Below are 25,115 nucleotides of genomic sequence, written 5' to 3'. Positions count from 1 at the left end.
CTTGTGCCGCGGCCTTTGGACCTGACTTCGTGGCCTATTTCCTCTTTCGCCGCACGCTTGGTTTCGTGCTAACCTTGCTCGCCGTCTCACTCGTGGTCTTTGCCGTGATGAACGTGCTGCCGGGCGATCCGGCGCTGACCATCCTTGGCATGGACGCCAGCGAAGACGCTTTGGCGGCGCTGCGCGCGCAGTTGGGGCTGAATGACCCCCTGACAACGCGCTATTTCAGTTGGGTCTGGAACGCGCTGCAGGGGATTTCGGGATCAGCCATTCCTTCCGCGTGCCGGTCTCTGACCTGATCGCCGAGCGGCTGCCGATGACGATATCCCTCGCCGTGGCGGGGATGCTGGTGACGCTGGTGCTGGCGCTGGTTCTTGGCATCACGGCGGCGGCGCAGCATGGGCGGGCGGGTGACTGGGGGTGATGTTTCTCAGCCAGCTCGGCATTGCGGTGCCCGCCTTCTGGCTGTCGATCCTGCTGGTGATGCTCTTTGCGGTGAAGCTGCGTTGGCTGCCGCCCGGGGGCTTTGCGGGCTGGGACGATCCGGGCGCGGCGGTGCGGTCGCTCATCCTGCCCACGGTGGCGCTGGCGCTGGTGCAATCGGCGGTGCTGGCGCGGGTCACGCGGTCTTCGGCGCTGGAGGTGATGCGGCTGGATTTCGTGCGCACCGCGCGGGCCAGTGGGTTGTCGCGGCGGCGGGTGCTTTGGCGGCATGTGCTGCCCAATGCGCTGGTGCCGATCGTGACCATCGTGGGCATGCAATTCGCCGCGTTGGTCACTGGCACCATCGTGATTGAGAACGTCTTTTACCTGCCGGGGCTGGGGCGGCTGATCTTTCAGTCCATCGCCAACCGTGACCTGCCCACGGTGCAGGCGCTGGTGATGCTTTTTGCCGCCATCGTGGTCACGGCGAATTTCGTGGTCGACCTACTTTACGTGGTCATCGACCCCCGGCTGAAGGCCCGAGCATGAGGCCGCTTCCGGCGAATTTTCTGCTGGGCGCGGTGCTGGTCAGCCTCGTGGTTGGGGTGGCGGCTCTGTCGCTGATCTGGACCCCGCATGACCCGCAGACGATGTCGATCTCGACCAAATTCGCGCCGCCTTCGGCAGAGCATTGGCTGGGCACCGATCAGTTGGGCCGCGACGTGGTGGCGCAACTGATGGCGGCGGCGCGTAATTCGATGACCGTGGCGCTGGTGGCGGTGCTGCTGGGCGGCAGCATCGGTGTGGTGCTTGGCCTGCTCGCCTCGGCACTCGGCGGCTGGGTCGAGGATGCGGTGATGCGGCTGGCCGATCTGGGCTTCGCCTTTCCCGCGCTGCTCTTTGCGATCATGCTGGCGGCGGTATTTGGGCCGTCGCTGACCAATGCGGTGCTGGCGATCTCATTTATCAACATCCCCATCTTCGCCCGCGTCACCCGTGCCTCTGCCAACCAAATCTGGACGCGCGATTATGTCGCCGCGGCACGCGCGGCGGGGCGGGGGCGCTTTGCGATCAGCCGCGATCACATCCTGCCCAATATCGCGGCGGCCATCATCGTGCAGGCCACCATCGAATTTGCCGTGGCAATCCTCGCCGAAGCGGCGCTGAGCTATCTTGGCCTCGGCGCGCAGCCGCCTGCGTCAAGCTGGGGGCGGATGTTGTCGGAGGCGCAGACGTTGATGTATCTCGCCCCGCAACTGGCAATCTATCCCGGCCTTTGCATCGTCGTGGCGGTGCTGGGGTTCGGCCTTCTGGGCGACGGGCTGCGTGATATCACCGACCCGAGACTGGTGCGGGCGCGATGATCGATCTTAGCAATCTCTCGGTCCATTTCGGCCATGCGGCGGCGCTGCGTGATGCCAATCTGGTGATCGAGCGCGGCGACCGCTTGGGTGTCGTGGGTGAAAGCGGTTCGGGCAAGACGCTTCTGGCCCTGTGCCTGATGGGCATGGCCCCCGACAGCGCGCGCCTGACCGGACAGCTTCGCATCGACGGGCAGGATATGGCCCGCGCGGCAGAGCGGGATTGGCAGAGGCTGCGCAGCCGCCGCGTCGCGATGGTGTTTCAGGAGCCGATGGCGGCGCTCAACCCGCTGCGGCGGGTGGGCGATACGGTGATGGAGCCGATGCTGCTGCACGACGGGCTGACGCGCCGCGCGGCCCGCGCCCGCGCGCTGAGCCTGTTCGAAGAGGTGGGCATTCCCGACCCAGATCGACGCCTGCGGCAATTCCCGCATGAGATGTCGGGCGGGCAGCGCCAGCGGGTGCTGATCGCGCTGGCCTTGGCCTGCAATCCGATGCTGCTGATCGCGGATGAGCCGACCACGGCGCTGGATGCCAATGTAGCGCTGCGGATCACCGACCTGCTGCAACGGCTCGCGCGGGAGCGGCAAATGGCGCTGGTTTTCATCAGCCATGACCTTGCTGCCGTGGCGCGCGCCACCGAAGACATTGTGGTGATGTATGCGGGCGATATGGTTGAGCGGGGCCACACGGCAAAGGTGCTTGGCGCGCCCGCGCATCCCTATACCAAGGGGCTGTTGGGCGCGCGGCCCGATGCCGGTGTGGCAGGGCGGGATGCCCAAGGAAAGCGCCGCAGGCTGCCGACCATTCCCGGCACCGTGCCGCCGCTGCATGCGCTGCCGTTGGGCTGCCGTTTCTCGGGGCGCTGCCCGGCTGAGCTGCCCCATTGTGCCACGCAGCGCCCGGCCTTTGCGCAGACCGAAACGGGGCGCGGCGCGGCCTGTCATCTGCTGACGGAGCCGCGACATGACTGACGTGCCGCTCTTGGAGGTCCGCAACCTGACCCGCCGCTACAAGCTGCCGCGTCAAAGCCTGCTGCGCGCCCCGCCGGTGCTGACCGCGCTGGAGGGGGCGGCGTTTTCGCTGCACGCGGGCGAGACCTTGGGCGTGGTCGGCGAAAGCGGTTCGGGCAAATCGACATTGGCGCGGCTCATCATGGCGTTTGAGCGTCCGGACGCGGGGGAGGTGCTGTTTCAAGGGCGCGATCTGCATGAGCTTCGGGGCGAAGAGTTGCGCCGGCTGCGGCGCGGTTTTCAGATGGTGTTTCAAGACCCTTTCGGCTCGCTCAACCCGCGCCGCCGCGTTGGCTGGTCCATCGCCGAGCCGCTGCGCGCCAATGGCGAGATTGAGAATATCAGCCACCGTGTCGCCGAAGCCTTGGCGCAGGTCGGGCTGCATCCAGCCGACGCAGGCAAATATCCGCATGAATTCTCGGGCGGGCAGCGCCAGCGCATCGCCATCGCCCGCGCCATCATCACCCGCCCCGCGCTTTTGGTCGCGGATGAGGCGGTCTCGGCCCTTGATGTCTCGGTTCAGGCGCAAATCCTTAATCTTCTGATGGACCTGCAAGATGATCTGGGCCTCGGGATGGTGTTCATCAGCCATGACCTCGCGGTGGTGGGGGCGGTCTGTGACCGGGTGCTGGTGCTGCAGCACGGTAAAACGCTTGAGAGCGGTGTGGCCGCTGATGTGTTGCGCGCGCCCAAGCACCCTTATACGAAAACCCTGCTGACAGCCGCAGGAGTACGCCCATGACCCGTTTCGTCCACCTGACCGACCTGCATATCTCGCACCCCGATTTGGCCGACCCGCATCTGCAAAGCGACACGCCCGCCACCCTGCGCCGCGTGGTGGCGGTGATCAACGCGATGGATCCGCAGCCCGCCTTTGTCGTGGCCAGCGGCGATCTGACCAATCAGGGCGACCGGGAAAGCTATGCGCTGGTGCGCGAGATCACGACCCCGCTGAAAGCGCCGCTGGTGATGGCCCTTGGCAACCACGACAAACGCGCCGGTTTTAACGCGGTCTTTGCGCCGGGGCTGGCTGATGCGCCCTATTTCCACGACGCGCCGCAGGGTGATCTGCATGTTATTGCGCTGGACAGCAGTGTACCGGGCAAGGTGGCCGGGGCGCTGGATGACGCGCAGTTCGAGTTTCTAAAGGCAGCGCTGCAGCGTCACCCCGAACTGGCGAAACTCTTGGTCATTCACCACCCGCCCCGCATTGATCCCGAAGCGCTGGCGTGGGGCAGTTTGGATGAGGCCAGCAGCGCGCGTTTGGCCGAAATGCTCGAGGGACAGCATGTGGCGGGGATCCTTTCGGGCCATGTGCATGTGAACCGGGTGAGCCATTGGAACGGCATCCCGGTGGTGATCTCCAACGGGCTGCATTCTACCATCGATCTGACCGAAACCCGCGATTTGCGCATCGTTGAGGGCACCGGATCGGGATCTGCGAATGGCATCCCAGCGGGCTGAGTGTTTCTTTCGCTCCGCTTGACCCGACGGCGCGTGAATTGGCGCGGATTGATCGTGAGCAGCTAAAATCCTTTGAATAGAACGACATCCGCCGCGCACAGTCGTCGCCATGAGCCCCATGCTGCGCCGCAGTAAAAAAATTTTTGTTGACCCTCAACTTTTTTAATCTCACACAACGGGAGACGAAAAGGCTGCGCCCGGCGCAAGATCGGGCCGCTGTTCACGGGGAGGGTGAATTTGCCAACTGCCAATGGCGATAGTGTATCTACGCTTGGCGCACGTATGCGCAAGCAACGTCATCGTTTGTCCCTGACCTTGCAGCAGTTGGGCGAAGCTTCGGGCGTGTCGGTCGGTTATCTGAGCCAAGTTGAGCGGGGCCGGGCCACGCCGTCGCTGGGCACCCTGTCGCAGATTGCCGTCGCGCTTCAGGTCGAAGTCAGCTTTTTCATCCATACCCCCAAGACCCAAGACAGCCTGACCCGCGCGGATGAGCGTCCACGCTTTGCCGTGTCGGGGTCTTCCATCGAATATGAGAAGATCGGCGCGGATTTTCCCGGCCATGAGCTGTCATCCTATATCATGAACGTGCCACCGGGCTATGCCTCGGAAGAGGTCGTGCATGAGGGCGAAGAGGTGATCTATATCCTTGAGGGTGAGATCGCGCAGGTCGTCGATGGGGGAGCATATCATGCGGCCCGGCGACAGCCTGCATTACCTCGGCAGCAGCCCGCATTCTTGGTCCAACAAAACCGACAAGCCCGCCCGCGTCCTTTGGGTGGGCCGGATGCAATACGAACAGGCCGCTGGCGCCAATAGAATACGTCCGAATGAAGGGGCATTAGCCACCGCATTCGCGTCGTCTCGCCCGTAAGGGCGTATCACCTGCGGCGGACAAACCGCTGCCAAAAAACAAACCAATCAGGAGAGTGAATATTATGTCTTTTACAACGAAATTGGCCACCGGCGCCATGCTGGCGGCACTGGGTGCCACAGCCGCATCGGCCCAAGCGCTGGTCTATTGCTCCGAAGGCTCGCCCGAGGGTTTTGACCCCGCGCTTTACACCGCTGGCACCACCTTCGACGCCTCCAGCCACCCGATCTACAACCGTCTGGCCGAGTTCAAAGTCGGCACGACCGAAGTCATCCCCGCGCTGGCTGAAAGCTGGGAAGTCAGCGAAGACGGCATGAAGGTGACCTTCAAGCTGCGCGAAGGGGTGAAGTTCCACTCCAACGACCAGTTCACGCCAAGCCGCGATTTCAACGCCGACGACGTGGTCTTTAGCTTTGACCGTCAGGGCAACGAAGAAAATCCCTATCACACCGTTTCCGGCGGCACATGGGAATACTACGGCGGCATGTCCATGCCCGATCTGATCGAGAGCATCGAAAAGGTCGACGATTACACCGTCGTCTTCAACCTGACCCGCCCCGAAGCGCCTTTCATCGCCAACATGGCAATGGATTTCGCCTCGATCGTGTCCAAGGAATATGCCGACGCGATGATGGAAGCTGGCACGCCCGAAATGGTGAACCAAGCGCCCATCGGCACAGGCCCGTTCCAGTTCCAAGCCTACCAGAAAGACGCGGTCATCCGTTACCTGCGTAACGACGAATACTGGGGTGACCCGGCCAAAGTCGAAAGCCTGATCTTCGCGATCACGCCTGACGCCTCGGTCCGCTACCAGAAGGTGCAGGCGGGTGAGTGCCACGTGACGGCATATCCGAACCCTGCCGATGTTCAGGCGATGAAAGACGCCGAAGACATCGTCGTGATGGAGCAGGAAGGTCTGAACGTCGGCTATCTGGCTTACAACACGCAGGTCGCGCCCTTCGACAACGCCGATGTCCGCAAGGCGCTGAACATGGCGATCGACAAGCAGGCGATCATCGACGTGGTGTTCCAGGGCTCCGGCGAAATCGCCAAGAACCCGCTGCCGCCGACCATGTGGTCCTACAACGACGCCATCGAAGACGACAACTATGACCCCGAGGCCGCCAAGGCGATGCTCGAGGAAGCAGGCGTCACCGACCTGTCCATGAAGATCTGGGCGATGCCGGTTCAGCGTCCCTACAACCCCAACGCCCGCCGTATGGCCGAGCTGATGCAAGAAGACTTCTCCAAAGTTGGCGTCGATGTCGAAATCGTCTCCTACGAATGGGGTGAGTACCTTGAGCGCTCCAAGTCGAAAGACCGTGATGGCGCGGTGCTGCTGGGTTGGACCGGTGACAACGGCGATCCAGACAACTTCCTCGCGGTTCTGCTGGGCTGTGACGGTGTCGAGAAATCCAACCGCGCCCAGTGGTGCAACGAGGAATTCGACGCGCTGATCCAGAAAGCCAAGGTTCTGCCGACCCAAGAAGAGCGTGCGCCGCTGTACGAAGAAGCGCAGCAGATCTTCAAGGATCAAGCACCTTGGGCCACCATCGCGCACTCGGTCGTCTACATGACCATGCGCCCCGAAGTTGAAAACTATGTCGTTCACCCGCTGGGTGGCCACATCTTCAACCAAGTTGGCCTGAAGCAGTAACCCTGCCGCTACGACCAAAGGGGGCGGCATTCGTGCCGTCCCCATTTTATTAACCTCTACCGCCGGGAAGCCTTACCTTGTCCAATTCACTGAATGATCGCCTGTCGGCCTATGCCGATATCGCCGCCGACCTATCGGTGGACGCCGTGGCGCTGGTGCCCGGCCCGAATTTCACCCGCGCTGTCGACCATGCCTTCATGAGCCACGAGCGCCCCTTTGTTCTGGTGATCCCGGCCCGCGGCCCCGCCGCCGCTTTGGTGCCGAACCTTGAACTGGGCAGCTGGGAATTGGTTGGCTTTGACGGTGCCGTTTTCGATTGGCGCGATCAAACAGGCTATGACGATGCCTTTGCCGCGCTGACCGAGCATCTGAACATCACCTCGCTGGCCGTTGAGGGCCAAGTGATGCGCGTCTTTGTGCATCACGCGCTTAAGAAAGCGCAGCCCGACCTGCGGATCATCGACGCCGAGCGTGAAATTTCCGCCCCGCGCATGATCAAAACAGAGGCCGAGGTCGCCGCCTTGCAAGAGGCGATCAACATATCCGAACGCGCCCTGCGGGCCACGCTCGATTCCGTGAAGCTCGGCCAGACCGAGAAAGAGATCGAACAGAAACTGGTGCAGATGGTCTTTGCTGAAGGCGCGGATGATCTGTCCTTTGCCCCTATCGTCGCCGCCGGTGACGGCTCGGCCCGCCCCCATGCCAAAGCGCGCGAAGATTACCGCGTCAAAGCAGGCGATGCGCTGCTGATTGATTTCGGCGCGCGCAAGAACGGCTTTGCCGCTGACATCACCCGCACCGTTTTCCTTGGCCATGTCAGCGACGAGGGGCGCGAGGTTTATGACACCGTGTTGCGCGCCAACCTCGCCGGGCTGGACGCCACCCGCGCCGGTGTCACCGCGCATGAGATCGATGATGTGGTGACAGGCGTGCTCGAAGCCTCGCCCTACGCCGACCGCATCCGCACCAAGACCGGCCACGGCCTTGGCCGCGATGTGCATGAAGCGCCCTATATCATGCGCGGCAACCATATGACTTTACCCGCCGGAACGGTGTACACCAATGAACCCGGCCTCTATGAGATCGGCAACTTTGGCGTGCGCATCGAAGATGACGTGCTGATCACCGAAGATGGCTACAAATCCCTGACCAACTTTCCGAAGGAACTGATGGTGCTCCCGTGCTGAAATATGTCTTGTCGCGCCTTGCGACCTTCATCCCGACCTTTATCGGCGTCACGCTGATTTCATTTGCCTTCATCCGCATGCTGCCGGGCGACCCGATCGTCGTCATGGCGGGCGAACGGGGCATTTCCGAAGAACGCTACTTGGAACTGCAGCAGCAGTTCGGCTTTGACAGGCCGATCTATGTGCAGTTCTGGGACTACTTCACCGGCGTTCTACAAGGCGATCTGGGCAACTCTTTCGTGACCAAACGGCCTGTCTGGGATGAGTTCTTCTCGCTCTTCCCGGCGACGTTGGAACTGTCGGTCTGCGCGATGATCTTTGCCGTGGCCTTGGGCCTGCCGGCGGGGGTGATTGCTGCGGTGAACCGGGGCAAGTTCTTTGACCGGGCGCTGATGTCGACAGCACTTGTGGGTTATTCGATGCCGATTTTCTGGTGGGCGCTGCTGCTGATCATCGTGTTCTCGGGCAACTTGGGCTGGACGCCAGTCTCGGGCCGGATTGATCTGCTTTATTACTTCCCCAATGCCACGGGCTTCATGCTAATCGACAGTATTGCCTCGGGGCAGGACGGGGCGTTTACCTCGGCGCTGCGGCACCTGCTGCTGCCGACCATCGTGCTGGGCACCATCCCACTGGCGGTGATCGCACGGCAGACCCGTTCGGCGATGCTCGAAGTGCTGGGCGAAGACTACATCCGCACCGCGCGGGCCAAGGGCATGTCCCCGGGCCGGATCAATGGTATCCACGCCCTGCGCAACGCGCTTATTCCCGTCATCACCGTGATCGGCCTGTCGGTCGGCACGCTGCTGGCGGGCGCCATTCTGACCGAAACGATCTTTAGCTGGCCGGGCATCGGCAAGTGGATGGTCGACAGCATTTTCCGCCGCGACTACCCGGTGGTGCAGGGTGGCCTGCTGCTGATCGCCGTCATGGTCATGGTCGTGAACCTCACCGTTGACATGCTCTATGGCATCATCAACCCCAAGATCAGGAAACGCTAATGGACGACGCACTCTCCGCCGAAGCCGAAATGGTCCACGCGCGCCCCGGACGCCTGCGCGAATTCTGGTTCTATTTCCGCGAAAACCGTGGGGCCGTGATTGGCCTGTGGATTTTTGCCGTCTTCGCCTTTCTGGCACTGTTCGGCCCGTGGATCGCACCGCATGACGCGACCCAACAGTTCCGCGCTGCGACGTTGCAACCGCCTGTTTGGCAAGATGGCGGCACGTGGAGCCATATCCTCGGCACCGACCCGCTCGGTCGCGATATGCTGTCGCGTCTGATTGTTGGTGCGCGCTACTCCTTCTTCGTTGGCATCGTCGTGGTGTCTATCGCCGCTTCTGGCGGGATCATCATCGGGTTGATCTCGGGCTTCGCGCCCAAGTGGCTCGACACGATCATCATGCGGATCATGGACATCATTCTGGCCTTCCCGTCGCTGCTGCTGGCGCTGGTGCTCGTGGCCATCCTTGGGCCGTCGCTGACCAATGCGATGATCGCCATCGCGATTGTGTTGCAGCCGCATTACGTGCGTCTGACCCGTGCGAGCGTGCTGTCTGAGCGGCAGAAGGACTATGTCACCTCGGCCCGTGTTGTCGGTGCTGGCACGCTGCGGCTGATGGTCGTGACCGTGCTGCCGAACTGCCTTGCGCCGATCATCGTGCAGGCCGCGCTGTCGTTTTCGACCGCGATCCTTGATGCCGCCGCGCTTGGCTTTCTGGGCATGGGCGCACAGCCGCCCACGCCGGAATGGGGCACCATGCTGGCCGAAGCGCGCGAGTTTATCTTGCGGGCGTGGTGGGTTGTGACCTTCCCCGGCCTTGCGATCCTCGTCACCGTGTTGGCGATCAACCTCATGGGGGACGGGCTGCGCGACGCCCTTGACCCGAAACTAAAGCGGAGCTGATTGATGTCTCTTCTGCGTATCCGCAACCTCTCGGTCGATTTCGCCACCGCCTCGGGCAAGTTCCGCGCCGTGGACTCGGTTGACCAAGATGTCGACACCGGCGAAATCCTCGCCATTGTCGGCGAAAGTGGCTCGGGCAAGTCGGTGTCGATGTTGGCACTGATGGGCCTGTTGCCTTGGACCGCCACCGTCACCGCCGATGAGCTGACCTTCGACGGTCATGACCTGCTGAAAATGGACAAGCGCGCCCGGCGCAAGATTGTCGGCAATGACCTTGCGATGATCTTTCAAGAGCCGATGTCCTCGCTCAACCCCTGTTTCCCGGTGGGCTGGCAGATCAAGGAATCCCTGCGCTTTCACCTTGGCCTGAACCGGGCCGAGCGGCACAAGCGGGCGATTGAGCTGTTTGAACAGGTTGGCATCCCGGACCCGGAAAAGCGTCTGTCGGTCTTTCCGCACCAGATGTCGGGCGGGATGAACCAGCGTGTGATGATCGCCATGGCGATCGCCTGCAAACCCAAGCTCTTGATCGCGGATGAACCGACGACCGCGCTCGACGTGACCATTCAGGCGCAGATCCTCGACCTGCTGACCTCGCTGCGCGAAGAGACCGGCATGGGGCTGGTGCTGATCACCCACGATATGGGCGTAGTGGCCGAAACCGCCGAGCGTGTAAGCGTGCAATATGCCGGCCAAAAGATCGAAGAGCAGCAGGTGCTGCCGCTTTTCCGTGAGCCGCACCACCCTTACACAGCGGCGCTGCTCGATGCCTTGCCGGAGCGTGCCACTGAGAAACGCCTGCCGACAATCCCCGGCGTGGTGCCGGGCCAGTTCGACCGGCCTGCGGGGTGCCTGTTCTCGCCGCGCTGCAAGTTCGCCAATGACAAATGCCGCAACCAGAATCCGCCGCCCTTGGGCGAGGATCTGGGCAAGGCGCGTTGTTTCTATCCGCTCAATACCGATGAAAGGGTCGCGTCATGACTGCCCCCGTAATGACCGCCGACGCGCTAGAGCGTCACTATCAGGTTGGTGGCGGCTTCCTGCGCAAGACCCAGACTTTGAAGGCCGTCGCGGGCCTCGATTTCCAACTGCACCCCGGTAAGACGCTGGCCGTGGTGGGCGAAAGCGGCTGTGGCAAGTCCACGCTGGCGCGCATGGTCACGATGATCGAAGAGCCGACCGCAGGCTCGCTGACGCTCGACGGCAAAGCGGTCCGGCCCGAGGATTGGGCCGACCTGCGCCAGCATGTTCAGATCGTGTTCCAAGACCCTTACGGCTCGCTGAACCCGCGCCAGCAGATCGGCACGATCCTGCAAGAGCCGCTGGTCATTAACCGCAAGGACATGTCGAAGAAAGAGCGGGAGGAGAAGGCGCGCGAGATGCTGCGCCTCGTCGGCCTGCGGCCCGAACATTACGACCGCTACCCGCATATGTTCTCAGGCGGTCAGCGCCAGCGGATCGCAGTGGCGCGGGCGTTGATGTTGGATCCGAAGGTGCTGGTGTTGGACGAGCCGGTCTCGGCTTTGGATCTGTCGATCCAGTCGGCGATCCTGAACCTGTTGGTGGACCTTCAGGAGAAGATGCAGCTGGCGTATCTGTTCATTAGCCATGACCTTTCTGTCGTGCGCCATGTGGCTGACGATGTGATCGTCATGTATCTGGGCCGCGCGGTTGAGAAGGGGCCGAAAGACGAGGTCTTTGAGAACCCGCGCCATCCCTATACGGCGGCGCTGCTCTCCGCGACCCCACGCGCCGACCCCGAAGGCGGCAAAGAGCGGATCAAGCTACAGGGCGAATTGCCCTCGCCCCTGGCGATCCCTGAGGGCTGCCCCTTTGCCCCGCGCTGCTGGAAGGTGCAGGATGTCTGCCGGAAAGAGCGCCCCGTGCTTGAGGGCGCGCCGCATCCGGCAGCCTGCTACTTCCCCGTCGACGAGTGAAGCGTTGCAGGTAGTTCAGACCACCTGCGCCACCACACCGATGCAATCGCCCATCTTGACCAGCCCCGGCACATGCCGGGCGGTCAGGATGCCGCCAAGCTGCGCATGGGCCATGATCGCGGCTTGACCGCTGCGGTCACTCGGCCAAAGCCGCGCAATCGGTTGGCCTTCGGTCACCTCATCTCCCAGATCGACCAGCGGCTCTAGCAGGGCGTTTGTCTCGCTAAAGGTGAAACAGCGCCCATCGGGCATGTCGAGCATCACGGTCTCGGCCATCTCGGGCTCGCCCGCCAAAATCCCTGCATAGATCAACAGATTGCGCGCGCCTTTGCGGGCGACGGCAACGCTCTTGGCCGTCGACGTGCCCGCGCCGCCGAGCTCGGTGGTGACAAAGACCTTGCCCTGTTCCTCCACTTCCGTGTCGAACATGCCGCGACTGTCGATCTCCAGCATCTTCATCGAATAGGGCGCGTTGAACGCCTCCATCGCGGACATACAGGCGGCCTCTTGTTTCTTGTCCGGCAAGATATGCGCGGCGGCAAAGGGCAGGAAATCCAACGTGCGCCCGCCAGAGTGGTAATCCAGCACGATGTCCGCCAGCGGCACCAGTTCGGTCGCGATGTAATGTGCGATTTTTTGGGTTACCGTGCCGCCTGGGCTCCCCGGAAAGCTGCGGTTCATATTGACGCCGTCGATGGGTGAACAGCGGCGGCCAGCGGCGAAGGCGGGTTGGTTCATCATCGGCAGGATAATAACGCGGCCTTTGATTTGCGCAGGATCCAGCGTGGCCGCCAGTTCTTGCAAGGCAATCGGCCCTTCGTATTCATCGCCGTGGTTGCCGCCTGTCAGCAGCGCCGTGGGGCCGTCGCCGCCATTGATGACGGTGATCGGTACCATGACAGAGCCCCAAGCGCTGTCATCGCGGCTGTAGGGCAGGCGGAGAAACCCGTGATGCGCGCCGGGCGCGTCGAGCGGGATGGTCGGGGTGATGGGATTGCTGGTCATGCGGAAACAAACAACTTTCGCGGTGTGGTGCAGAAACATTCATGGCCGGTCTCGGTGATGCGGATCGGCTCGGTGATCTCGAGCCCGCCATCATCCAGCCAGAGCGCGGGCATGAAATGGAAGGTCATGTTCGGCTCAAGGATCGTCGTGTCGCCCCGACGGAAAGAGATCGTGCGCTCGCCCCAGTCGGGGGGATAGCTGATACCGATCGCATAGCCGCAGCGGCTGTCCTTTTCGAACCCGGCCTTGTTGAGCGTCTTGTTGAAAGCGTTGGCGATGTCCTCGGCCTTATTCCCCGGTTTGGCCTGCTCCAGCCCCGCGTCGATGGCCTCTAGCACGGCCTGTTCGGCGTCGCGGTATTTCTGGGGCACATCCCCGAAAAACAGCGTGCGCGACTGCGGGCATTGATAGCGCCGGTGGGCACCTGCGATTTCAAAGAAGGTCGCCTCGTTGGGCTGCATGGGCCGGTCGTCCCACGTCAGATGCGGGGCGGTGGCGTCCATGCCGGAGGGGGCCATAGGCACGATGGCCGGATAGTCGCCCCAGAAGCCCTGCGCACCGCGAATGCCGGTGGCATAGATCTCGGCCACCAGATCGTTCTTGCGCATCCCCGGCACAGCGACTTCGAGGATGCGGACGTGCATCTCTTCGACGATCCGCGCGGCGCGCTCCATATATTCGATCTCGCGCTCGGATTTGACAGCGCGTTCCCAGTTCACCAATGCCGTCGCGTCCATAAAGGTCGCCTTGGGCAGTTTGGTCTTTAGCGTGTCATGGGCGCGGGCGGAGTAATAGTAGTTGTCCATCTCCACGCCGATGCGCGCGTTCTCGAGGCCCATTTCGCTCAAGAGGCTTGAGAGGTCTTCCATCGGATGCTTCTCGGGGTTTTGGACATAGCTGTCGTCGTAGCCCCGGATGCGGTCGTCCTCCATAAACACGGTGCGTCGTGCGCCAAGCGCGTCCATGCCGCGGCCCCACCACATCGGCTCGCCCTCTTGGGTCAGGATTACCGCTTGGTAGACGTAGAACGACCAGCCATCATAGCCCGACAGCCACGACATGTTCGACGGGTCGCTGACCACGATCGCATCCATGTTGCGCGCGGCCATGACCTTGCGCGTTCGGTCAACCCGGCGCTGGTACTCGCTGTTGGTAAAATTCGCCTCATACGTGGTCATAGGCCAGCCCCTTTCATGTCTGGTTACCCGAATATTGCGATCCGGCCAGAGGGGCCGGGATCACGGAATGATGCCTTGTGCATGGGCGCTTGGCATGTCGCAGTCGAACAGACGGCCATAGCCATCGGGACGGCCCGACAGCCCGCCCATCCGTTGCAATGCCCAGCATAGCGCTTGGTTAGAGGTCACGACCGGTTTGCCCAAGGCGGCTTCGATCCGGTCGATTACGTCGACACCGCGCAGGGACGTGCAGGAGAGGAAAAATGCCTCTACTTCCGCTCCGTCCAGTGCTGCGGCGCCGTTGATGATGCTTTCGTCGTCGATCCGCGCCATGTCGCGGTCGTCTTCCAGCCCGAAGGCGCCGTTGCGCATGACCTGAAGGCCCTGTTCCTCGAAATAGGCGGCGAGGGGCGCGGCGGTTTCGGGCAGATAGGGGTGAGCATTGCCACACGTTTCACGCCAAGTGCTGCAAAGCCTGCGATGGCGGCAGAGGCGGGGGTGATGACCGGCACGCCGGGGAGCCCTTCGCCGATGGCTTCACGCACCGCCGGGTTGCCGATGGCGACAGAGGCCGAGGTGCAGCAAAAAGCGATGGCCGAAAGCTTGATCCCCGGCACCAGCAGCGCCGCGGTGCGGGCCATATCGGGGGTCATGGCGCGCAGGCGTTCGGGGGTGGTGGGGTTCTCAAAAGCGATCCGCGCCACATGCAGTGCGGCCTGCGCGGGGTCGATCAACCGAGCCGCGTCACGCTCAAAGGTCATGTCGGTCGACAGCAGCATCGCGCCAAGGCGCACGGGATCATCTTCACGCAAACGGCACTCAAGCGTTTCGCTTTGCACAGGGGGTGTCACCTGAATATTCCTTTGATCTAGACGACAAGCACAGGACATTTCGCAAGCCCCGTGACTTTGTGTGACACCGATCCCAGCAGATAGCTATCGCCTGTCGCGCCCAACCCGCGCGAGCCGATGACGATGAGGTCGGCATCATGTTTCTTGGCAAATTCGGTCACCGCCCGTGCAGGCCGGCCCGAGCGGACAAATGCACGGACATTTTCGACGCCTGCGTCTTTCATCAACTGTTTGCCGTGGCTGATGATCTCGGTCGCATGGGCTTGCATCGCGTCGTCGATATTGCCGGGGTCGTTCACCCGCACCATCGACAGCGACGCCTCTAGCATCGAATGATGCCGGTAGATCGTCAGCAGCGTTACCTTCGCCCCGGTCAGATTGGCCATCTCTGCCGCCTTCATCAGCGCGCGGTCGGCATTCACCGAGCCGTCATAGGGGGCGAGGATATGGGTGAACATGACGCTGTCCTCTTATTTCGAAAAGGCCAGATCGCGCAGGAATAGGGCGATCTGTGGGAAGAAAATCAACGCGACAGACACGCTGAGCAGCATGACGATGAAGGGCGGGGTGCCGCGGATAACCTCCATATAGGGTCGTTTGAAGACCGCGATGGCGGTGAAGATGTCACAACCAAAGGGCGGCGTGGCCGAACCGATGGCGACTTGCAGCGTGATGACTGTCCCGACCAGCACGGGATCAAGGCCGACCGAGTCGACCACCGGTGCAAAGATCGGCACGAAGACGAGGATCACCACGATCGGGTCCACGAACATACAGCCGATGAAGAAGGCGATGGAGATCACGAAAAGAACGCCAATCGGCCCCATGCTGTCGATGCCGATGCCCGCCAAGATCGCCTGCGGGATCTGCGCGAAAGAGATCACCCAAGAAAAGGCCGCGCCTGCCGCAACAAGGATGAAGACCACGGCAGTGATAAGCCCGGTGGATTTCGCCGTCTCATAGATGCCCGCAAAGTCGATCTCACGAAAGACGATCATCTCAAGGAAGATGGCATAGAGCACACAGGCCGCTGCCGCCTCGGTCGGAGAGAAGACCCCGCCGTAGATGCCGCCGATGATGATCGCCGGAAACCCAAGCGGCCAAAGCGCTTGTTGTACCGCGCGGGCACGCTCGCCCCATGTGGCTTTCTCTTCGGTGGGGACGTTGTGGCGGTAGGCGTAGATCACCGAATAGACCGAAAACAGCGCGAGGATCAGCAGCCCCGGCCCGATACCCGCGATGAACAACTCAGCAATCGAGGTATTGGAGACGACGCCGTAGATGATCATGCCGATGGAAGGCGGGATCAGGAAGGCGATGTCAGAAGAGTTGACGATCAGCGCCAGCACAAAGCTGTCTTTGTAGCCGGCTTTCAGCATCCGGGGCCGCAGAGGGGAGCCGACCGCGACCACCGTGGCCTGCGTAGAGCCCGAGACCGCGCCGAACATGGTACAGGCCGCCGCCGTGGCAACCGCAAGCCCGCCTTTCATATGACCCACGAAGGACATCACCATGTCGATCAAACGCCCCGCAGATTGGCCCCGCGTCATGATGTCAGCCGCAAAGATGAACATCGGCACGGCGATCAGCGAAGCGGGCCGGACGCCCGCCATCATCTGTTGCACCATCGTCTCTAGCTGGCCGAAGCCGCCGAAGAGCGAATAGAAACCGACAAACGCACCGACGATCAGCGGGATCATCATGGGAAAGCCCAGCAGCAGCAGGACAACCATGATGGAGAAAATGGTAAGGGCCATCGCTTAGACCTCCCGCTCGTTGTCGTCGTAGCCTTCCAGCACGCTGGTCGACAGGTAAATGTCAGGCTCGATAATGTTTTTGATGGCGGTTAGCAGGTATTGCAGCCCCGTCATGAAAAAGCCGAAGGGCACCCAGACCAGCGTCCACCAGACCGGAACCTGCAGGGCAGGCAACAGGCGGCCACGCCCGGCTTGGGTCATGATATATTGCAGCGCATACCACGCGAGGCCGAACATGAAGACGGCGGTGACGAAGGCGATGAAGATCATCAGCACTTTACGGGGGCGCGGGGGCAGGGCGTCGAAAATCGCAGACATGCGGATATGCCGCCCGTGCCGCGCGGCATAGGAAATGCCTGCGAAAGTGATGAGAATGATCAGGATGCTGTTCAATTCTTCGGAAAAGAAGATCGAGCTTTGAAAGACGAAACGACCTACCACATTGGCAATCGTATTGGCGGCCATCAACAAAACACCAGCGGCGAGCATCACAGACTCAAGCCAGCTGATCGCGTTGTCGATTGTGCCCAACGGGCCGGGTAGGGTGGATTTGTAGGTGCCAACGGGGGCGTCATCAGTGCCGGTGGTGTCTGTCTGCGATTGCAGTTGCGAACTGTGGTTGTCTTCCGTCACCGGCGTCATCCCGTGAATGGTTCAAAATGGATCGCGTCAAAATAAGGTCACCCCCGGACAGTGCCGGAGGGTGAAAGGATGCGTTTACTTAACGGCTTCGAGGTCGGCCTTGAATTGCTCAAGGATCTCTTTGCCGCTGTCGCCTGTCATCTCGATGAAGGCTTCTTCGACCGATGCAGCCTTGTCTTTGAAGGGCTGGCGCTCTTCTTCGGACAGGATGTTGATCTGCATGTCAGGCTTCGCCGCTGCGATGTTTTCCAGCGACTTTTCCTGCAGGCCGGACTGGTATTCGAGAATATAATCGAATGCCGCGTCAGAAGCGTTCTGCACAACCTCTTTGTCCTCATCGGACAGGCCGTCATAGAAATCCTTGTTGGCCATCACAGCAGTGGTGAAGTTGTTGTGGCCGATGCAGGTGATGACGTCTGTCACCTCGTACATCTTGGTGGATTCCAGATAGAAGCCGGGGTTTTCCTGACCTTGGATGATACCGGTCTGCATCGCGCCATAGACTTCGCCCCATGGCAGCGGTGTTGGCGTGGCACCAAAGGCTTTGTAGCTTTCCACCAAGAGCGGGTTGGTCATCACGCGGAACTTGACCTCGTTAAGGTCTTCGGGCGTTTTGACCGGCTCTTGCGTGGTCATGCAGACCTCGCCTTCGGGGAACATCTTGAGCAGTTCCAGACCTTGCTCTGCATAGAGCGCGGGGAACATCTCGTTGATGGCCTTGGAGGTGCGGAAAAACTCGTTGAGTTGCTCACCGTCCTGCGGCAGCAGGTAGGGCACGAAGAACACCTGCGCCTCGGGGATCAGCGCGCCGGTAAAGCCGGGCGACTGGTCGACGAACTGCAGGATGCCAGCCTGCGCTTGCTCCATCGTGTCTACGGATTCACCCAAGGTGCCGTATGGGAAGAGCTGAACTTCGTGGTCGGAGTTCGCTTCGACTTCTTCTTTGAACTTTTGGGCGTATTTGCCCTGCACTTCGTCGAGCGCTTCTTCGAAAGCATAGCGCCATGTGTCTGCCGAGGCCGCGCCTGCGACACTCGTCACGGCTGCGAGGATACCCCCGGTGATAACAGTTTTGAAAATAGCCATATTACTCCCTTTCATTTATTGTCCGCGCAGCCCAAAGGCCGCAGCGAAACTAATGTCCTGACTGTTAGATCATTTAAACCGATCCCAATCATGTCAATGTGAATATTGATCCATGACAATTTGCGCCGCTCTTACAGTCCCGCGCGTCTGGCCCTGTTGCGTAAATTTGCATCGATCATGCGAATCCCGCGGGCAAATTCAGGAAAGGATTGCCCCCCAATGGCCAAGCGCAGTCCCGGATGTCGGTCCGGTGGACCGATGGCAAAACTGGCGCCACTCGCCACAGCAATCCCGATTTCGTGCAGCGATTTGACCAGTGCGGCTTCCTCATAGATATCGCTACAGGGCAACCAAAGGTGCAGGCCATTGGGGCTGGTCCGCATGTCGAGGCCGCGAAAGACATTGGCGGCAAAATCGGCCCGGTCGCGCAGGGCAAGCTGTTGGCGGTTCAAGAGGGTATTGGCGGTCCCGTCTTCGATCCAATGGGATGCGATTTCTGTCATGAGGTTGGTTGCCATCCAGTTAGTCGCCATATGCCGGTTCCCAGCAGAGGCGCTTAGATGATCAGGCACCACCAGATAGCCGACCCGCAGCCCCGGCATCAGACATTTGGTAAGGCTGGTAAAATAGAGCACCCGTTCGGGCGCCATCATCGCCATAGGAGGGGGCGGGGCGTCTTGCAGCGGGCCCCATGACTGATTTTCGATGATCAGCACATCATGGCGCCGCGCGACCTCAATCACGGCGGCGCGGCGGCTTTCGGTCATGGTAAAGGCGAGTGGGTTGGCCCCGTTGGGGATAAGGTAGACGGCCTTGACGGGCTCTTTCGCGCAGACCCGTTCTAGCGCCTCGGGGCAGATGCCGCCCGCGTCGACGGTGACACCTTGCAGTCGAATACCAAGGAAGCGCGCCAGTGGGCGCAGGGTGTGATGGCCGATGTCTTCGCTGACGATCAGATCGCCGGGCTGGGCGGCTGTCATGATCGCGACGGTCATGGCGCTGGTGCTGCCGTTGGTGGGGATCACCGCCATACCTTCCAGATCAAGGCCGCAAAGCGACAGCCAGCGCCGCACCGAACTGCTGCCGTCACCGGCACGCAGGTCTTGCCGAAAGTCCCCCATCACGGCGCGGGGCAAAGAGCGCGCCATCGCGCGGAGGGTCTTTTGCATCGCTTCTTCATGGGCGTGGTCGAGCACCGGCTTCAGGATCGACATATCCAGCAACCGCCCGGCGGCCTTGCGGCTGACAAAGGGCATGGAGATATCATCGCTCGCCGCGCGCACAAAAGTGCCGCGCCCGACCTCGCCGACGATTTTGCCCGCCTCGACCAGCTTGTCATAAGCTCGGCTGACGGTCTGGACGCTGAGCGACAGGTCAAAGGCCATTTGGCGCTGCGTCGGCATCCGGTCTCCGGGTTTGAGCGCCCCATGCTGAATCGCTGTTTCAATCGCCTGAACCAGTGATCGATAGGCAGGTCGGGTCAGGGATCCGGGGTCTGGGCGCCATTTTGTCATGATCTGGATGATCACCACAATCATGACAATTGACAAGTCTGACCTGCGCTCGCATGAAACTGGCATGAGCTTTGTCAAACTGGATAAACGCGATATCGCGGTGCTGTCGATCCTCTCTCGCGAGGGGCGCATCGCCAAATCTGCGCTTGCCGACAAGGTTAATCTAAGCCCCACCGCCTGCGGTGAACGGCTGGCGCGGTTGGAGTCTGCGGGCATCATCACCGGCTATCAGGCTCATGTCGCCCTGCGCCGCATTGCCCCGCATGTCACCGTCTTTGTGCAGGCCGAACTGGGCAATCATCGTGCCGAGGCGTTTCAACGGTTCGAAGCCGTAATCGCGCAGCATGATGAGATCGTCCAGTGCTGGGCCTTGGGCGGCGGCTTTGACTATCTGCTACAGGTCGTCACCCGCGACATCGACAGTTACCAACGTCTGATGGATGCGCTGCTGGATCAGCAGGCCGGGCTGACGCGCTATTTCACCTATGTGGTCACCAAATCGGTCAAATCGGCGCCGCTGCCGCTGTCGCTGCTCTTGCCCGAAGACGAAAGCTGAGCCGCCGTAGTTTTTGCGGCGGGCAGGGTGCTGCGCCGCAAAACCTCCTGCCGATGGGCTGATATTCGGTCAAACCCGCGCCACATCCTGCGTTACCTTCGGGGCAATTCATCCCAAGGAGGTGCCCGATGACCAAGATGATCCCAACCCCTGCCGATGGTCTGCCCGCGCTGACGCGGGGCGAGCTGGCCCGCCATTTCGCCTATGTCGGCGGCGCATGGGTCGCTGGCGCGCAGAGCGATGACTTCAAGGTGACTGACCCGGCAAGCGGTGCGGTCTTGGGGTCGGTTGCCAAGCTTAACGCCGACGACAGCCGCGCCGCGGTGGATGCCGCCCATGCCGCCTTCCCCCATTGGGCCGGGCTGTTGCCGCAAGAGCGTGGTGCCATCCTGCGCCGCTGGCGCGATCTGATGCTGGAAAACCGCGAGGATCTGGCGCGGATCATGACCGCCGAACAGGGCAAACCCATCTCCGAGTCGCGCGGAGAGATCGACTATGCCGCGTCTTTCTTTGAGTTCTATTCCGAAGAGGCGCGCCGCCCCAACATCGAAGGCGTCACCTCGCATCTGCCGGATGCAGAGGTGGAAATCTGGCGCGAGCCGGTGGGCGTGGCCGCACTGATCACCCCGTGGAACTTCCCCTCTGCCATGCTGACCCGCAAGGCAGGTGCGGCGCTGGCGGCAGGCTGCACCGTGGTGGCGCACCCGTCGGCAGAGACGCCATTCTCGGCGCTGGCACTGGCCGAATTGGGCGAACAGGCGGGGCTGCCCAAAGGCGTGTTCAACGTCGTCACTGGCGAAGCGCCGGAGATCGTGAAGCCCTGGATGGAGGACAACCGCGTCCGCGCCATCTCTTTTACCGGGTCTACCGAGATCGGCAAGCTGCTGTATCGTCAGGCATCCGACAGTGTGAAACGCTTGGTGCTCGAACTCGGCGGCCATGCGCCTTTCATCATGTTCGATGATGCCGATATGGACCGCGCGGTCGAAGAGGCGATCAAGGCCAAGTTCGCCACCTCCGGACAAGACTGCCTCGGTGCCAACCGCTTCTTTATTGCCCGCGACAGCTATGCGACCTTCTGCGCGCGATTCACCGCAGCGACGCAGGCGCTGACCGTGGGCGTCGGCGCGGATGATCCCGACATCGGGCCGTTGATGAACGAGAAAGCCGTCGCCAAACAAGAAGAGCACGTCAAAGATGCGCTTGACCGTGGGGCGCGGCTGCTTAGTGGTGGCAAGCGGCACGCGGCGGGGCCGCTGTTCTTTGAACCGACGGTGCTGGCGGATGTGCCTGCCGACGCGCTGATCATGCGCGAAGAGACCTTTGGCCCCGTGGCCGCCATCGCGGCCTTCGACAGTGAGGATGAGGCGATCACACGGGCCAATGACACGGAATACGGGCTGGTGGCCTATGTCCACAGCCAAGACCCACGCCGCATCTACCGCGCCAGCCGGGCGCTGTGTTTCGGCATGGTGGCGGTGAACCGCACCAAGGTGACCGGCGCGCCGATCCCCTTTGGCGGGACGAAACAATCGGGCATCGGACGCGAAGGGTCGCGGCTGGGGCTCGAAGCCTTTACGGAAGTCAAATACGTCTGCCGTGACTGGGCCTAAGATTTGAAGATACGGCGCAAAGGCGCGTCGGAAGAAAGGAAAGACCAATGTTGAAGAACGATATGCTCGAACAATGGGACCGTGAAAATTTCTTTCACCCCTCCACCCATCTGGCGCAGCACGCGCGCGGCGAAAGCCCGACCCGTGTGATCAAGACCGCCAAAGGCAGCCATATCACCGACCGCGACGGCAACCAGATGCTCGACGCTTTTGCCGGTCTCTATTGCGTGAACGTGGGCTATGGCCGGACCGAGATCGCCGAGGCGATTGCCGAGCAGGCGCATGAACTGGCCTATTACCATTCTTACGTCGGCCACGGCACCGAGGCGAGCATCACGCTCAGCAAGATGATCCTCGACCGCGCGCCCGAAGGCATGAGCAAGGTTTATTTCGGCCTTGGTGGCTCGGACGCGAATGAGACCAACGTCAAGCTGATCTGGTATTACAACAACATCCTTGGCCGCCCCGAGAAGAAAAAGATCATCTCGCGCTGGCGTGGCTATCATGGGTCTGGTCTGGTGACGGGCTCGCTGACTGGGCTGGAGCTGTTCCACAAGAAGTTCGACCTGCCGCTGGCACAGGTGGTCCACACCGACGCGCCCTATTACTACCGCCGCCCCGACGCGAACATGAGCGAAGCGGAGTTCACCGCGCATCTGGTAGGTGAGCTTGAGGCGCTGATCGAACGCGAAGGTGCCGACACCATCGCCGCTTTCATCGGGGAGCCGGTTCTGGGCACCGGGGGCATCGTGCCGCCGCCCGAAGGCTATTGGGCCGCCGTGCAGGAGGTGCTGAACAAGCACGACATTCTGCTGGTCGCGGATGAGGTCGTTACCGGCTTTGGCCGTCTGGGCTCGATGTTCGGCTCGGATCACTACGGTATGAAACCTGATCTGATCACCATCGCCAAGGGTTTGACCTCGGCCTATGCGCCGCTGTCGGGCTCCATTGTGGGTGACAAGATGTGGAAGGTGCTGGAGCAGGGAACCGATGAAAACGGTCCCATCGGCCACGGCTGGACCTATTCGGCCCACCCCATCGGCGCGGCTGCGGGGATCGCGAACCTCAAGCTGATCGACGATCTGAAGCTGATCGAGAATGCCTCGGACGTGGGCGGCTATCTGAATGCGCAGATGAAGGCCGCATTGGGCGACCACCCCAAGGTGGGCGACATTCGCGGCGAAGGGATGCTCTGCGCCGTGGAATTGGTCGAAGACCGCGATGGCCGCACGCAGTTTGATCCGGCGCGCAAAGTGGTGCCGACCATCGTCGGCGATATGCTCAAGGCCGGGGTCATTGCCCGCGCCATGCCCCAAGGCGACATCATCGGCTTTGCGCCGCCCTTCTGCCTGACCCGCGAAGAAGCGGATAAGGTCGTGGGCGCCACCGCCGAGGCGATCAAGGCAAGCTTGGGCTAAGACCTAAGGGGATGAGGATAGAGCGGCCCGGCGGAAACGTCGGGCCGTTTGCGTTGAGGGGAATCACCCTTGGACGCGAAGTGGCGAGTCGTCCGATCACAAATGAAAATGCGGTAAAGATGGCCGTTTTTCGGGTCAAATTCTCTCGATATGGAAACAGTGCCCCGGTTTGTCGCCTATTTACTAAGAATTCGTCAAAATTAGGCCACAGTTCCCAGAGAAATTAGGACAAAGCAGCGGTCCGTCCAGTTTGGGCCCCTAAGATTTTGATCTGTGGAGAGATGTAATGAAAATTCTGGCGGTGGATGACGACCCGATTATCCTCGAATTGCTCGGGCAATTTGTAGAGATTATCGGTGCGCATGAACTAACGACCGCCCCATCTGCTCTGCATGCGGTCGATATGTTGGGGGATCCCGACCTCGGTCCGATTGATTGCTTCATGCTTGATATTCAGATGCCGGGCATGGACGGGATCGAACTGGCGCAGCACATTCGCAACTCGGCGCGCCATGCCGATACGCCAATTTTGATGCTCACCGCGATGTCCGACAAACGCTATATCGATGCGGCCTTTGCCGCCGGGGCAACCGACTATGTGACCAAGCCTTTTGAGATTGCCGAGCTGAAATCTCGCATCGGGCTGGTCGAAGGCATGGTGAAAGAGCGTCAGCAGCGGACCAAGAAGATTTTCGCCGCCAAGACCATCGCCGATCAGGCCACCCATATGGAGTTGTTCGAGCCGGTCCCGATCTACGACGTGGACAATGTGATCGACTACACCGCGATGGAAAACTACGTCGCGCAGCTGTCGCGCAGCGCGCTTTTCGGCTCCACCGCCTTTGCCTTTACCATCCGCGAGGTTGACGCCTTCCACGCGACGATGACCTCTTTCGAGTTCTATAGCCTTGTGTCCGATGTGGCCGAGATCCTGTCTGATACGCTTGTCGACCATCAGGTGCTCATGTCCTACGCGGGCAATGGCACTTTCGTGTGCGTTACGGAAAGCGGATGGCGTCCGAATATGGGCGGTTTGATGGATGCGGTTAACTTGGAGTTGTCTCAAACCGAATTGTTCGACAATAATGGCGAACGTGTTCACCCGCGTGTCAGCGCGGGGAGGCCGTGCGGCTGATCTGGAAGAGCGGCAATTCCGTCATGGATGCGCTGGCGCAGGCTCATGCAAGCGCAGAAGCCGCCAGTGAGGCACATACGAAATCGCTCAATGACTTTTGGCAGAATGATCAACAGGCATGACTAAAATGTTAGCTGAACTTCCCGGCATAGAGCGCATTCGCAAGCGCTTTGTCGAAATGCTGGACGAACGCCAGACGCTGATCGCAACCCATGGCTTGGCCGCTTGGGACGGGACGACCGTGGATGAGATCAAAGGCAATCTGGCCAGCGCGCAGGCCATTCTGCACCAGATCGCAGGCAGCGCCGGGTCGCTCGGCTTTGAAGAGCTTGGCCGGCTGGCGCGTCAGTGCGAAACCCAAATCGTCGAGCATCTCGCCGGACCTCGCGCTGAACGCGCGGATTGCCCGATCGAGATCATCTCGGAACTGGATGGTTTCGTCGCGCATTGCAGGCAGCAAATCGACGCCCAAGCCTAAGGACACGGTGGCCGTGCTTTGCGCCGACCCCATTCCTACAGACAATTTATCAAAAAGCTGCCC

General features: G+C 61.4%; 24 protein-coding genes and 3 pseudogenes. 19 read left to right on the top strand and 8 right to left on the bottom strand.

Going from position 1 to position 25,115, the window contains the following annotated elements; all coding sequences use genetic code 11:
- The first annotated feature begins 29 nt into the window (after nucleotides 1-29).
- The 13 genes and pseudogenes from ACFQAU_RS07440 to ACFQAU_RS07380 all read left to right on the top strand — a co-directional run bounded on the left by ACFQAU_RS07440 (nucleotide 30) and on the right by ACFQAU_RS07380 (nucleotide 11,819).
- A pseudogene (locus ACFQAU_RS07440) lies at nucleotides 30-972 on the top strand (ABC transporter permease).
- Complete coding sequence (locus ACFQAU_RS07435) at nucleotides 969-1,787, top strand: ABC transporter permease (RefSeq protein WP_132443906.1); 819 nt, start codon at nucleotides 969-971, stop codon at nucleotides 1,785-1,787. Before ACFQAU_RS07440 ends, ACFQAU_RS07435 begins: the two are co-directional and overlap by 4 nt.
- Nucleotides 1,784-2,758: an ABC transporter ATP-binding protein gene (locus tag ACFQAU_RS07430; protein ID WP_132443905.1), complete on the top strand. Its 975-nt coding sequence runs from the start codon at nucleotides 1,784-1,786 to the stop codon at nucleotides 2,756-2,758. The genes ACFQAU_RS07435 and ACFQAU_RS07430 overlap by 4 nt, the downstream gene beginning before the upstream one ends.
- Nucleotides 2,751-3,539 carry an ATP-binding cassette domain-containing protein gene (locus tag ACFQAU_RS07425; protein WP_132443904.1) on the top strand — a complete coding sequence of 263 codons (789 nt, stop codon included), beginning with the start codon at nucleotides 2,751-2,753 and terminating at the stop codon, nucleotides 3,537-3,539. Before ACFQAU_RS07430 ends, ACFQAU_RS07425 begins: the two co-directional genes overlap by 8 nt.
- The gene (locus ACFQAU_RS07420; RefSeq protein WP_386281464.1) at nucleotides 3,536-4,261 is read left to right on the top strand and encodes a metallophosphoesterase family protein; all 726 of its coding nucleotides are present in this window, start codon (nucleotides 3,536-3,538) and stop codon (nucleotides 4,259-4,261) included. The genes ACFQAU_RS07425 and ACFQAU_RS07420 overlap by 4 nt, the downstream gene beginning before the upstream one ends.
- 282 nt (nucleotides 4,262-4,543) lie before the next feature.
- Nucleotides 4,544-4,645, top strand: a pseudogene (locus ACFQAU_RS07415) (helix-turn-helix domain-containing protein); the annotation flags it as partial.
- A 195-nt stretch (nucleotides 4,646-4,840) separates the two neighbouring features.
- Nucleotides 4,841-5,132 (top strand): annotated as a pseudogene (locus ACFQAU_RS07410) (cupin domain-containing protein).
- Between the two features lie 64 nt (nucleotides 5,133-5,196).
- Complete coding sequence (locus tag ACFQAU_RS07405) at nucleotides 5,197-6,789, top strand: ABC transporter substrate-binding protein (protein WP_120352074.1); 1,593 nt, start codon at nucleotides 5,197-5,199, stop codon at nucleotides 6,787-6,789.
- Between the two features lie 77 nt (nucleotides 6,790-6,866).
- On the top strand, nucleotides 6,867-7,976 hold the full coding sequence (locus ACFQAU_RS07400; RefSeq protein ID WP_132443902.1) for a M24 family metallopeptidase: 1,110 nt from the start codon (nucleotides 6,867-6,869) through the stop codon (nucleotides 7,974-7,976).
- A complete protein-coding gene (locus ACFQAU_RS07395; RefSeq protein WP_067626363.1) occupies nucleotides 7,970-8,977 on the top strand; it encodes an ABC transporter permease subunit in 1,008 nt (335 codons plus the stop codon). The genes ACFQAU_RS07400 and ACFQAU_RS07395 overlap by 7 nt, the downstream gene beginning before the upstream one ends.
- Nucleotides 8,977-9,882 carry an ABC transporter permease subunit gene (locus ACFQAU_RS07390; RefSeq protein WP_067938852.1) on the top strand — a complete coding sequence of 302 codons (906 nt, stop codon included), beginning with the start codon at nucleotides 8,977-8,979 and terminating at the stop codon, nucleotides 9,880-9,882. The genes ACFQAU_RS07395 and ACFQAU_RS07390 overlap by 1 nt, the downstream gene beginning before the upstream one ends.
- Nucleotides 9,883-9,885: 3 nt before the next feature.
- Nucleotides 9,886-10,863, top strand: coding sequence for an ABC transporter ATP-binding protein (locus ACFQAU_RS07385; RefSeq protein WP_120352071.1), 978 nt, complete (start codon nucleotides 9,886-9,888; stop codon nucleotides 10,861-10,863).
- Nucleotides 10,860-11,819: an ABC transporter ATP-binding protein gene (locus tag ACFQAU_RS07380; RefSeq protein WP_067626369.1), complete on the top strand. Its 960-nt coding sequence runs from the start codon at nucleotides 10,860-10,862 to the stop codon at nucleotides 11,817-11,819. Before ACFQAU_RS07385 ends, ACFQAU_RS07380 begins: the two co-directional genes overlap by 4 nt.
- A 15-nt stretch (nucleotides 11,820-11,834) precedes the next feature.
- Here ACFQAU_RS07380 and doeB read toward each other — a convergent pair whose 3' ends face one another.
- The 8 genes from doeB to ehuR form a co-directional block, all read right to left on the bottom strand.
- Entirely contained in the window at nucleotides 11,835-12,824 is a 990-nt protein-coding gene (doeB, locus tag ACFQAU_RS07375; protein ID WP_132443901.1) for a N(2)-acetyl-L-2,4-diaminobutanoate deacetylase DoeB, read from the bottom strand.
- Nucleotides 12,821-14,002, bottom strand: coding sequence for an ectoine hydrolase DoeA (gene doeA, locus ACFQAU_RS07370; RefSeq protein WP_120352068.1), 1,182 nt, complete (start codon nucleotides 14,000-14,002; stop codon nucleotides 12,821-12,823). The genes doeB and doeA overlap by 4 nt, the downstream gene beginning before the upstream one ends.
- A 60-nt stretch (nucleotides 14,003-14,062) precedes the next feature.
- Nucleotides 14,063-14,431: an aspartate racemase/maleate isomerase family protein gene (locus ACFQAU_RS07365; RefSeq protein WP_386283840.1), complete on the bottom strand. Its 369-nt coding sequence runs from the start codon at nucleotides 14,429-14,431 to the stop codon at nucleotides 14,063-14,065.
- Nucleotides 14,432-14,870: 439 nt separating this feature from the next.
- Nucleotides 14,871-15,311: a universal stress protein gene (locus tag ACFQAU_RS07360; protein WP_132443899.1), complete on the bottom strand. Its 441-nt coding sequence runs from the start codon at nucleotides 15,309-15,311 to the stop codon at nucleotides 14,871-14,873.
- 12 nt (nucleotides 15,312-15,323) lie between these two features.
- Nucleotides 15,324-16,610 carry a TRAP transporter large permease gene (locus ACFQAU_RS07355; protein ID WP_132443898.1) on the bottom strand — a complete coding sequence of 429 codons (1,287 nt, stop codon included), beginning with the start codon at nucleotides 16,608-16,610 and terminating at the stop codon, nucleotides 15,324-15,326.
- A gap of 3 nt (nucleotides 16,611-16,613) precedes the next feature.
- Nucleotides 16,614-17,252: a TRAP transporter small permease gene (locus tag ACFQAU_RS07350; RefSeq protein WP_206054276.1), complete on the bottom strand. Its 639-nt coding sequence runs from the start codon at nucleotides 17,250-17,252 to the stop codon at nucleotides 16,614-16,616.
- A gap of 75 nt (nucleotides 17,253-17,327) precedes the next feature.
- A complete protein-coding gene (locus ACFQAU_RS07345) occupies nucleotides 17,328-18,338 on the bottom strand; it encodes a TRAP transporter substrate-binding protein (RefSeq protein WP_132443897.1) in 1,011 nt (336 codons plus the stop codon).
- Nucleotides 18,339-18,469: 131 nt separating this feature from the next.
- A complete protein-coding gene (gene ehuR / locus ACFQAU_RS07340) occupies nucleotides 18,470-19,852 on the bottom strand; it encodes a MocR-like ectoine utilization transcription factor EhuR (protein WP_240791553.1) in 1,383 nt (460 codons plus the stop codon).
- A gap of 22 nt (nucleotides 19,853-19,874) precedes the next feature.
- Here ehuR and ACFQAU_RS07335 point away from each other — a divergent pair, with 22 nt between their 5' ends.
- The 6 genes from ACFQAU_RS07335 to ACFQAU_RS07310 all read left to right on the top strand — a co-directional run bounded on the left by ACFQAU_RS07335 (nucleotide 19,875) and on the right by ACFQAU_RS07310 (nucleotide 25,052).
- Complete coding sequence (locus tag ACFQAU_RS07335; protein WP_240791552.1) at nucleotides 19,875-20,408, top strand: Lrp/AsnC family transcriptional regulator; 534 nt, start codon at nucleotides 19,875-19,877, stop codon at nucleotides 20,406-20,408.
- Between the two features lie 128 nt (nucleotides 20,409-20,536).
- On the top strand, nucleotides 20,537-22,021 hold the full coding sequence (locus ACFQAU_RS07330; protein WP_206054275.1) for an NAD-dependent succinate-semialdehyde dehydrogenase: 1,485 nt from the start codon (nucleotides 20,537-20,539) through the stop codon (nucleotides 22,019-22,021).
- Between the two features lie 47 nt (nucleotides 22,022-22,068).
- Complete coding sequence (locus ACFQAU_RS07325; RefSeq protein ID WP_132443896.1) at nucleotides 22,069-23,439, top strand: aspartate aminotransferase family protein; 1,371 nt, start codon at nucleotides 22,069-22,071, stop codon at nucleotides 23,437-23,439.
- Between the two features lie 286 nt (nucleotides 23,440-23,725).
- Nucleotides 23,726-24,574: a response regulator gene (locus ACFQAU_RS07320; protein ID WP_386281439.1), complete on the top strand. Its 849-nt coding sequence runs from the start codon at nucleotides 23,726-23,728 to the stop codon at nucleotides 24,572-24,574.
- Nucleotides 24,565-24,696: a hypothetical protein gene (locus tag ACFQAU_RS07315; protein WP_386281436.1), complete on the top strand. Its 132-nt coding sequence runs from the start codon at nucleotides 24,565-24,567 to the stop codon at nucleotides 24,694-24,696. Before ACFQAU_RS07320 ends, ACFQAU_RS07315 begins: the two co-directional genes overlap by 10 nt.
- Nucleotides 24,693-25,052: an Hpt domain-containing protein gene (locus ACFQAU_RS07310; protein WP_067940935.1), complete on the top strand. Its 360-nt coding sequence runs from the start codon at nucleotides 24,693-24,695 to the stop codon at nucleotides 25,050-25,052. Before ACFQAU_RS07315 ends, ACFQAU_RS07310 begins: the two co-directional genes overlap by 4 nt.
- Nucleotides 25,053-25,115: the final 63 nt, after the last annotated feature.

The sequence above is a fragment of the Sulfitobacter profundi genome (genome assembly GCF_042661425.1).
Taxonomy (GTDB): Bacteria; Pseudomonadota; Alphaproteobacteria; order Rhodobacterales; family Rhodobacteraceae; genus Sulfitobacter; species Sulfitobacter profundi.
This window is presented reverse-complemented; position numbering and strand designations above follow the sequence as displayed.

Excerpts from the sequence above, each read along its gene's own strand:
- ACFQAU_RS07435 (WP_132443906.1), top strand. The coding sequence starts at position 969 with ATGAGGCCGCTTCCGGCGAATTTTCTGCTGGGCGCGGTGCTGGTCAGC.
- ACFQAU_RS07430 (WP_132443905.1), top strand. The coding sequence starts at position 1,784 with ATGATCGATCTTAGCAATCTCTCGGTCCATTTCGGCCATGCGGCGGCG.
- ACFQAU_RS07425 (WP_132443904.1), top strand. The coding sequence starts at position 2,751 with ATGACTGACGTGCCGCTCTTGGAGGTCCGCAACCTGACCCGCCGCTAC.
- ACFQAU_RS07420 (WP_386281464.1), top strand. The coding sequence starts at position 3,536 with ATGACCCGTTTCGTCCACCTGACCGACCTGCATATCTCGCACCCCGAT.
- ACFQAU_RS07405 (WP_120352074.1), top strand. The coding sequence starts at position 5,197 with ATGTCTTTTACAACGAAATTGGCCACCGGCGCCATGCTGGCGGCACTG.
- ACFQAU_RS07390 (WP_067938852.1), top strand. The coding sequence starts at position 8,977 with ATGGACGACGCACTCTCCGCCGAAGCCGAAATGGTCCACGCGCGCCCC.
- ACFQAU_RS07385 (WP_120352071.1), top strand. The coding sequence starts at position 9,886 with ATGTCTCTTCTGCGTATCCGCAACCTCTCGGTCGATTTCGCCACCGCC.
- ACFQAU_RS07380 (WP_067626369.1), top strand. The coding sequence starts at position 10,860 with ATGACTGCCCCCGTAATGACCGCCGACGCGCTAGAGCGTCACTATCAG.
- doeB (WP_132443901.1), bottom strand. The coding sequence starts at position 12,824 with ATGACCAGCAATCCCATCACCCCGACCATCCCGCTCGACGCGCCCGGC.
- doeA (WP_120352068.1), bottom strand. The coding sequence starts at position 14,002 with ATGACCACGTATGAGGCGAATTTTACCAACAGCGAGTACCAGCGCCGG.
- ACFQAU_RS07360 (WP_132443899.1), bottom strand. The coding sequence starts at position 15,311 with ATGTTCACCCATATCCTCGCCCCCTATGACGGCTCGGTGAATGCCGAC.
- ACFQAU_RS07355 (WP_132443898.1), bottom strand. The coding sequence starts at position 16,610 with ATGGCCCTTACCATTTTCTCCATCATGGTTGTCCTGCTGCTGCTGGGC.
- ACFQAU_RS07350 (WP_206054276.1), bottom strand. The coding sequence starts at position 17,252 with ATGACGCCGGTGACGGAAGACAACCACAGTTCGCAACTGCAATCGCAG.
- ACFQAU_RS07345 (WP_132443897.1), bottom strand. The coding sequence starts at position 18,338 with ATGGCTATTTTCAAAACTGTTATCACCGGGGGTATCCTCGCAGCCGTG.
- ehuR (WP_240791553.1), bottom strand. The coding sequence starts at position 19,852 with ATGACAAAATGGCGCCCAGACCCCGGATCCCTGACCCGACCTGCCTAT.
- ACFQAU_RS07335 (WP_240791552.1), top strand. The coding sequence starts at position 19,875 with ATGACAATTGACAAGTCTGACCTGCGCTCGCATGAAACTGGCATGAGC.
- ACFQAU_RS07330 (WP_206054275.1), top strand. The coding sequence starts at position 20,537 with ATGACCAAGATGATCCCAACCCCTGCCGATGGTCTGCCCGCGCTGACG.
- ACFQAU_RS07325 (WP_132443896.1), top strand. The coding sequence starts at position 22,069 with ATGTTGAAGAACGATATGCTCGAACAATGGGACCGTGAAAATTTCTTT.
- ACFQAU_RS07320 (WP_386281439.1), top strand. The coding sequence starts at position 23,726 with ATGAAAATTCTGGCGGTGGATGACGACCCGATTATCCTCGAATTGCTC.
- ACFQAU_RS07310 (WP_067940935.1), top strand. The coding sequence starts at position 24,693 with ATGACTAAAATGTTAGCTGAACTTCCCGGCATAGAGCGCATTCGCAAG.